The sequence below is a fragment of the Limnospira sp. genome (genome assembly GCF_051859755.1).
GTDB classification, from domain to species: Bacteria; Cyanobacteriota; Cyanobacteriia; order Cyanobacteriales; family Microcoleaceae; genus Limnospira; species Limnospira fusiformis.
The window spans coordinates 23,763-30,981 of sequence record NZ_JBIMLI010000050.1; the positions used below are offsets into that span (position 1 = coordinate 23,763).

Here is a 7,219-nt window from a genome sequence, read left to right on the forward strand (position 1 = left end):
GTAATTATTCAACAGCTAAAGTTTGTCTAAAAACTTTAACACATTCCGTCGAGCGATCGCCATAATCGACCCTTGAGGATTCACGCCGGGGGCGGTACATAACAGACTCCCATCAGCAATATAAAGATTCTCAAAGCCATGAATTTTGCCAAAGGAATCGACCGCACACAGGCGACGATTTTCTCCCATAGGACAGGAGGAAAACAGATGAACCGTCATCAAATTGGTACTCGCCGCCGGGAGAATTTCGGGGATGCGATCGCCATCGTCTCTCTTCAACCGCCCAAAACCGGACAAACTGGGATAAACTGCGATCGCCCCCGCCTCAAATAGCAGTTGAGACAATTTCCGCAAACCTTCACCCAAATTTCGCAAATCCTCACCGGTGAGGCGATAGCGCACCAAAGGATCGCGAAAACCGGGGAGGGTACGCACGGAACCCCGACCGGAGGCGGTAATCATGGCATAATAAATCGCCATATTTTCCCAGTGGCGGTGTACCTCCCCCATATACTCAGGATGATCCACCATTCCCACCGACAGGTAAGGGGGGGAACTAATCGAACAGCCAAAACTGAACCGGGGGGCGAACTCCTTAACCTGATGGACGGGAACCCCCATATCAAGGGCGTTAACAGGTTCGGAAAATTGAGCGATCGCCTTAACCGTCGGATGCAGTTGTAGAGAATTCCCAATATTGTCAGTAATCCCACTGCGCCGCAACAAAGCCGGGGTTTGGATAGCCCCGCCACAGATAAACACCGTTTCCGCCTCAATTTCGCCCGTATTAGCCCACATAGTCCACTTTTGACCTCGGCGACCAATTCGGTTAATTCGCGTCTCTGAGCGCAACCTACACCCCGCCCGTAAAGCGCGAGGTATAAAGGTTTTAGTCATTGACTGGCGGGTTCCCTTGGGTGGTAAATTCGGGTCATCCTGGGTTTCATAGCGAAACCAGCGCGGCACTTCTAGGGACTCCCAGCCCAACTTGATAGCGCCTTCGTGGAGTTTCAGAGAGGCGGCGGGGGGTTTTCCTGGTAGGGAACAGACAGTAACAGCCTCTTCGCAGGCTAGAAAATGGGGTAACAGGTCAGCATCTTCTAAGCCTTCCACCTCAAACTCAGTCCGCCACCTCTCCAATATCTGCGCCGGGGTTCGATGGTACAGCCCGCTGTTGATTTCGCTACCTCCCCCCACACAGCGACCTTCGACATATTGAACTTTGGGGGTTCCTAGGGCTGCTGTTAACCCCCCATTGCGATATTTCTGCACCATTTCCTCCTGGGAAAAGGGCGCACAGGACTCTAGGGGAAGAAAAGCGCCTTCTTCGATAAGTAGCACATCCCGTCCGGCTTCGGCTAATAAACAGGCGGTAATTGCACCCCCAGGACCGGAACCAATGACGGCAATTTCACAGGATTGGGGTTCAAACATGGCGATCGCATTGATTGGAATTAACCAAAGATTGCCAACATAGTACCACTAAACTCTCATAAAAGCGCATCAAATCCCGACAGGGGCTAAAAGGGGAATTTTTCCAGGCTTCGATTTGTTGGCGACGAAGCTGGTGGGGTTGACGATGAAAGGGTGAGGCGTTTAGCCATCCCCAGCAGTCGAAAATAACGGTTAATAGCCAGATGGGAAATTGCAGATAATCGGGCATTCGCCTATGTTGTTCCAGGACAAATCGCACGACATCATTATGATAAAATTCGCGGGTTTCCTCGGTGGGGGTGCGATCGCAAATAATTGAGTAACAGAGGGCGGAGGCGGTACTATTAAATACTTGGGTCATGGCTATCAATGGGATTGACTGATTTTTCAAAGTTAAGTGGCGATCGCCAATTACAGCCTGTTCAGAAATCATCTGATCACCTCTCAAAATCTGGATCCCACTCTGGGATCCAGATTTAGGGTGAGGGCAATGTATTAAGCGACTGGTGAACAAGGTCAGGGCAATGTATTAAGCGACTGGTGAACAAGCTGTAACTCAACAACTGTTTCCTTACCGATATTTAGCACAGAAACCCCGTTTTAGTCGTGGCTCATAGTATCGGGGGGGAAATTGGGGGAGTTTCCCGGAGCGCGAACCTACTACCCATCGATCTGATAACATATAATTTATTGTATAGTCGTGTCGCGACGGGTGGAATTGGTAGAGGCGATAATTTCAATGCAAAAAATTGTTGTTGGTCTTTCAGGAGGGGTTGATAGTTCCGCAGCAGCGGCGATTCTGCATCACCAAGGATATGAGGTGGTGGGGTTAACCCTATGGTTAATGCGGGGTAAGGGTCAATGCTGTTCCGAGGGTATGGTAGATGCAGCCCATATCTGCGAACAGCTTGGCATCCCCCATTATATTGTCGATAGCCGAGATCTGTTCCAAACCCATATTATTGATTATTTGGTGGAAGGATATGGGGCGGGGATTACTCCTTTACCCTGTTCCCAGTGTAATCGTGCGGTTAAGTTTGGCCCGATGCTGGGTTATGCTTCTACGGAGTTAAATATTAACCACATCGCTACCGGTCACTATGCTAGGGTTTCCTATAATTCACAATGCGATCGCCATCAGTTAAAACGAGCCGTCGATCGCACTAAGGATCAGTCTTATTTTCTGTATGATTTAACTCAGGATCTACTCGCGGGTGTGGTTTTTCCCTTGGGAGAAGTCCCGAAATCCGAAACTAGACGCATCGCCGCTCAGTATAACCTGAAAACTGCTGATAAACCCGAAAGCCAAGACCTCTGTTTGGTGGAGGCGAATGGTTCTATGCGCGCCTTTTTAGATAAATATATTACTGGGAAAAAAGGCGAAATTGTCGATACGGAAGGCCGGGTTTTGGGGGAACATGATGGCATCCACCACTATACTATCGGTCAACGCCGAGGCTTGGGAATTTCGGCAGCAGAGCCATTATATGTCCTGAGTATTGACCCCGGACGCAATCGGGTAGTAGTTGGCGATCGCGATCGCATGACTCAAACCGAATGCACTATTAGGCGCGTTAATTGGGTATCCATTGCGCCGCCTTCTGAACCTATCCGCGCCGAGGTACAAATTCGTTATCGCAGTAAGCCATTACCCGTAACCGTGGTTCCTTTATCTTCCGAAGCAGACCCCCAAATTGGTAGCAGAGTCCGACTGATTTTTGATGAGCCTATTTTCGGCATTACCCCCGGTCAGGCGGCTGTATGGTACTCCGAAGATTTACTCCTAGGTGGCGGCGTGATTGAACGTCCGACCAGTTAACCCATAACCCCAAAGTAGAGGCTTGTTCTGCTCTATCTTGGGGCTTTCTGGTACGGGGAGGCGATCGCCGAAGCGCTACCAAACCACCTTTCGTGGTATGTTTTCTAAGCAAGTTATCCGATTCAGATAGAATGCCGACAATTTTAGCGATCGCCAATGGGAAAGGTGGAGTTGGTAAAACCACAACCGCTGTCAATCTCGCGGCTATACTTTCCAGCAACTTCTCAACCCTCCTAGTAGATACAGACCCCCAGGGTTCTGCTATGTGGTGGGTTGAACAGGGAGAAATGCCCTTTGATGTCTCAGAAGAAACCAATCCCAGTCTCCTGAAACAGTTAAGGAAAGTTCAACAGGTGCAAATGATTGTCGTCGATACTCCCCCAGCCTTGAAATCCGAATCCCTAGCCGCCGTAGTCCAGGTAGCTGATTATCTAATTTTACCCAGCCAAGCCGCACCCATGGATTTAGTAGCTTTAATGGCTACTGTACGCGATCGCGTCGCCCCCATTAACATTGATTATAAAGTCCTGCTCACCAAAGTTGACCCCCGCAGTATTGGAGATGCTTTTGAGGCTCAAAAGTCCTTGCGGGAATCAGGTATTCCAGTTTTCCAGAATTTTATTCGCTCCTACAAAGCCCATGAACGCTGTCCCCTAGAAGGCGTTTCCATTATTAGGTCTCGCAGCAAAAATGCCAGAGAAGCAGCATCAGACTATCGGCGCGTCGTAGCCGAACTCCTGAGAAGCCTAAAATAAAACCCCAATACAGACAGACATCCCCCGCCGTCCATGGGACTCGAAGGATGTCAGTAGAACCGGAAATTATGGGAACAGCCTAGAGTTGTTTAACCTCAGAAGCCAACTTAGCAACCATATCCTTAGCGCTGCCAAATAGCATCATAGTTTTGTCCTTGTAGAACAAATCATTATCAACCCCAGCAAATCCCGTACTCATACCACGCTTAATCACAATAGTATGCTTGGCTTTGTCAACATCCAGAATCGGCATTCCGTAGATGGGGCTATTTTTATCTTCCCGCGCCGCCGGGTTAACCACATCATTAGCCCCAATCACCAAAGCCACATCAGTCTGTTCAAATTGGGGGTTGATGTCATCCATATCATACAACTGCGGATAGGGAACATTCGCCTCGGCTAACAGAACGTTCATGTGTCCCGGCATTCGTCCCGCCACCGGGTGAATCGCATATTTAACATCCACCCCCAAGGATTCTAGCATATCCACCAGTTCCTTAACCGAGTGCTGTGCCTGAGCTACAGCCATGCCATAACCGGGAACAATCACCACAGACCGAGCATACCCCAACATCATCGCCCCTTCTTCCGGGTCGATATTGCGAACGCTCTTATTGGTTGCACCACCAGAAGCGCTAGGCGCTGCGGCTGTACCTTCACCCGTACCAAACCCAGCAAATAGGACGTTGGTAATCGAGCGGTTCATCGCCTTACACATGATCACCGTAAGGATAATACCAGAAGCACCTACCAAAGCCCCAGCAATGATCAGCAGGTTATTCATCACCACAAAACCCGCCGCACTAGCAGCTAACCCTGAGAAGGAGTTTAACAGGGAAATCACCACAGGCATATCCCCGCCACCGATGGGGATAACAAAAAGCACTCCCAGCACCAGAGAAATGCCCACTAAAGCCAGGAAAACAGGGACGTTGAAGGGTTGTACACAGATATAAACACTTGCGCTTACAAAGCCAATTAACAGGGCTAGGTTAAAGGGTTGTTGCAAGGGAAACAGAATCGGAGAGCCACTCATAATCCCTTGCAGTTTGGCAAAAGCGATGAGGGAGCCTGTGAAGGTGACACCGCCAATTAAAACCCCTAACACCGCTGTAACAGTAGTTGGTAGCGGGGGAGCATCAGCGGTGGCTAAATAGCGCCAGAACTCGCCTACAGCCACCATAGAAGAAGCAGCACCACCGAGACCGTTAAACAAACCGACCATCTGAGGCATATCAGTCATTTCGACTTTATAGGCGGCGATGCCACCAATAGCGGAACCTATGGCGATCGCTATCAGAATTGTGCCGTAGTTGAGAACCTGCTGATTAAGAAGAGTAGCCACGATCGCAATTAACATCCCAATAGATGCCAAGATATTCCCATTGCGAGCCGTTGCTGGAGACCCCAACTTTTTCAGACCAAAGAAAAACAGGGTTACCGCCACCAAATAACTCAACTCGATGCCTGTTGGTAGAAAGTCGATCATGCTTTAACCTCCTTTTTCTTGAACATTTGCAGCATCCGGTCAGTAACCAAAAAGCCACCCACAACATTAATAGTAGCCAACACCACAGCCACAATACCCAGAATCACCGTGATGTTCCAATCCTGTTCTCCGGCAATAATAATCGCCCCTAAAACCGCAATTCCTGAGATGGCATTAGCGCCAGACATTAGGGGAGTGTGTAGGGTTGGTGGCACTTTCGTAATCACCTCAAACCCAGCAAATGATGCCAGGACAAAAACAAATAAAGCCGAAATCAGAGTTTCTGTTGTCATTCAATATCTCCAGTAGCTTGGAAAGCGTCTAGCTGTTCGTCACCGTACTTTTACTCAGTGACCCAGCGAGGGGAGCGGCTCCCCCCTCACAAATAGGGGAGTATAGACCTGATACCCTTGAGGCTAGAGATGCCTGTGGTCTGTACTATTGACCCACAGGAACTCCCAAAGCCTCTTTAACCCGTTGGGAACGAATTTCCCCGCCGTGGGTAACACAGGCTCCATCGAGGATGTCATCTGCGAAGTTTAGATCAAGTTCTCCCTCCTTGGTTACCATCAGTTGTAATAAGGCTGAGAGGTTTTTAGCATATACCTCGCTGGCATGAACAGGCATCGAGGCTGGCAGGTTAATGGGTCCCATGATGGTGACACCATTTTTCTGGATGTTTTTACCTGGTTCTGAACCTTCGCAATTTCCCCCCTGTTCGGCGGCTAGGTCTACAATCACTGAACCGGGTTTCATTTGATCCACCATGTTAGCGTTGACTAAAACGGGGGCTTTTTTGCCGGGAACTTGAGCCGTAGTAATCACCACATCAGAGGCAGCCACGTGCTGGGTTAGCACTTCCTGGGTATGTTGTTTGGCTTGCTCTGAGATTTCTTTGGCATAGCCTCCCTCGGCGACCGTATCTTCTTCTAAGGTGACATCTACGAATTTAGCCCCTAAACTTTGGACTTGTTCTTTGACTTCTGGGCGAATGTCAAAGGCTTCTACGATGGCTCCTAAACGCCGTGCTGTGGCGATCGCTTGTAGTCCGGCTACCCCCGCCCCTAGAACTAAGACCTTAGCCGGTCTGATGGTTCCGGCTGCCGTGGTCAGCATCGGGAAGTATTTAGGCAAATTCGCCGCCGCGATCAGAACTGCCTTATATCCGGCAATATTAGCCTGGGAGGATAGGGCATCCATGCTTTGAGCGCGACTGGTGCGGGGGACCATTTCCATACTGAAGGCTGTCACCCGGCGATCGGTTAATTTTTGGATCAGGGTTGGCTCTCCCAAGGGGTTGAGAAATCCGATTAATACTGCCCCCTCAGCCATTTTGCCAACTTCGTCTTCTTGTGGCGGACTCACTTTCAGCAGGATATTGGCTTCTCCCCACAACTTGGCTGAGTCCGTAATCACGTGGGCTCCCGCCTGCTCATACAGAGCATCCGAGAAACAAGACCCTTCTCCGGCTCCGGCTTCCACATAAATCTCTAAGCCTTGTTTGACCAGACGAGATACTACGTCCGGTATCAGAGCCACTCGGCGTTCATTAACATTTAGTTCTTTGGCGATCGCAATTTTCATCAAAAACTCCTATATCTCAAACTCCGTCCCTTTTCGACGGCTTGACCAAAATCATTTCGCGCTGATACATTTACGCGACATTTTTCCGGTTGTTCCCGGACAATGCGACGATAGCACTATTACCGGTTAAGGTAACAG

7 protein-coding genes and 1 pseudogene are annotated in these 7,219 nt (G+C 49.5%); 2 read left to right on the top strand and 6 right to left on the bottom strand.

Annotation, left to right across the window (positions count from 1 at the left end; genetic code table 11):
- Window positions 1-15: 15 nt before the first annotated feature.
- Together ACTIE0_RS11005 and ACTIE0_RS11010 are read right to left on the bottom strand one after the other, a co-directional pair.
- Complete coding sequence (locus ACTIE0_RS11005; RefSeq protein ID WP_006670838.1) at window positions 16-1,434, bottom strand: GMC family oxidoreductase N-terminal domain-containing protein; 1,419 nt, start codon at window positions 1,432-1,434, stop codon at window positions 16-18.
- On the bottom strand, window positions 1,427-1,867 hold the full coding sequence (locus ACTIE0_RS11010; RefSeq protein ID WP_006622032.1) for a hypothetical protein: 441 nt from the start codon (window positions 1,865-1,867) through the stop codon (window positions 1,427-1,429). The genes ACTIE0_RS11005 and ACTIE0_RS11010 overlap by 8 nt, the downstream gene beginning before the upstream one ends.
- Window positions 1,868-2,173: 306 nt before the next feature.
- Here ACTIE0_RS11010 and mnmA point away from each other — a divergent pair, with 306 nt between their 5' ends.
- On the top strand, window positions 2,174-3,253 hold the full coding sequence (gene mnmA / locus ACTIE0_RS11015; RefSeq protein ID WP_006670839.1) for a tRNA 2-thiouridine(34) synthase MnmA: 1,080 nt from the start codon (window positions 2,174-2,176) through the stop codon (window positions 3,251-3,253).
- Between the two features lie 131 nt (window positions 3,254-3,384).
- On the top strand, window positions 3,385-4,008 hold the full coding sequence (locus tag ACTIE0_RS11020; RefSeq protein WP_006622030.1) for a ParA family protein: 624 nt from the start codon (window positions 3,385-3,387) through the stop codon (window positions 4,006-4,008).
- Between the two features lie 79 nt (window positions 4,009-4,087).
- Here ACTIE0_RS11020 and ACTIE0_RS11025 read toward each other — a convergent pair whose 3' ends face one another.
- From ACTIE0_RS11025 to ACTIE0_RS11040, 4 genes and pseudogenes are all read right to left on the bottom strand, one after another.
- On the bottom strand, window positions 4,088-5,497 hold the full coding sequence (locus tag ACTIE0_RS11025; RefSeq protein ID WP_006622029.1) for an NAD(P)(+) transhydrogenase (Re/Si-specific) subunit beta: 1,410 nt from the start codon (window positions 5,495-5,497) through the stop codon (window positions 4,088-4,090).
- Complete coding sequence (locus tag ACTIE0_RS11030) at window positions 5,494-5,790, bottom strand: NAD(P) transhydrogenase subunit alpha part 2 (protein ID WP_006617139.1); 297 nt, start codon at window positions 5,788-5,790, stop codon at window positions 5,494-5,496. The genes ACTIE0_RS11025 and ACTIE0_RS11030 overlap by 4 nt, the downstream gene beginning before the upstream one ends.
- Before the next feature lie 145 nt (window positions 5,791-5,935).
- Window positions 5,936-7,081, bottom strand: a complete 1,146-nt coding sequence (locus ACTIE0_RS11035) for a Re/Si-specific NAD(P)(+) transhydrogenase subunit alpha (RefSeq protein ID WP_006622028.1) — start codon at window positions 7,079-7,081, stop codon at window positions 5,936-5,938.
- A gap of 70 nt (window positions 7,082-7,151) precedes the next feature.
- A pseudogene (locus ACTIE0_RS11040) lies at window positions 7,152-7,219 on the bottom strand (zinc ribbon domain-containing protein); the annotation flags it as partial.

Coding starts and splice junctions, on each gene's coding strand:
- ACTIE0_RS11005 (WP_006670838.1), bottom strand. CDS start 1,434: ATGTTTGAACCCCAATCCTGTGAAATTGCCGTCATTGGTTCCGGTCCT.
- ACTIE0_RS11010 (WP_006622032.1), bottom strand. CDS start 1,867: ATGATTTCTGAACAGGCTGTAATTGGCGATCGCCACTTAACTTTGAAA.
- mnmA (WP_006670839.1), top strand. CDS start 2,174: ATGCAAAAAATTGTTGTTGGTCTTTCAGGAGGGGTTGATAGTTCCGCA.
- ACTIE0_RS11020 (WP_006622030.1), top strand. CDS start 3,385: ATGCCGACAATTTTAGCGATCGCCAATGGGAAAGGTGGAGTTGGTAAA.
- ACTIE0_RS11025 (WP_006622029.1), bottom strand. CDS start 5,497: ATGATCGACTTTCTACCAACAGGCATCGAGTTGAGTTATTTGGTGGCG.
- ACTIE0_RS11030 (WP_006617139.1), bottom strand. CDS start 5,790: ATGACAACAGAAACTCTGATTTCGGCTTTATTTGTTTTTGTCCTGGCA.
- ACTIE0_RS11035 (WP_006622028.1), bottom strand. CDS start 7,081: ATGAAAATTGCGATCGCCAAAGAACTAAATGTTAATGAACGCCGAGTG.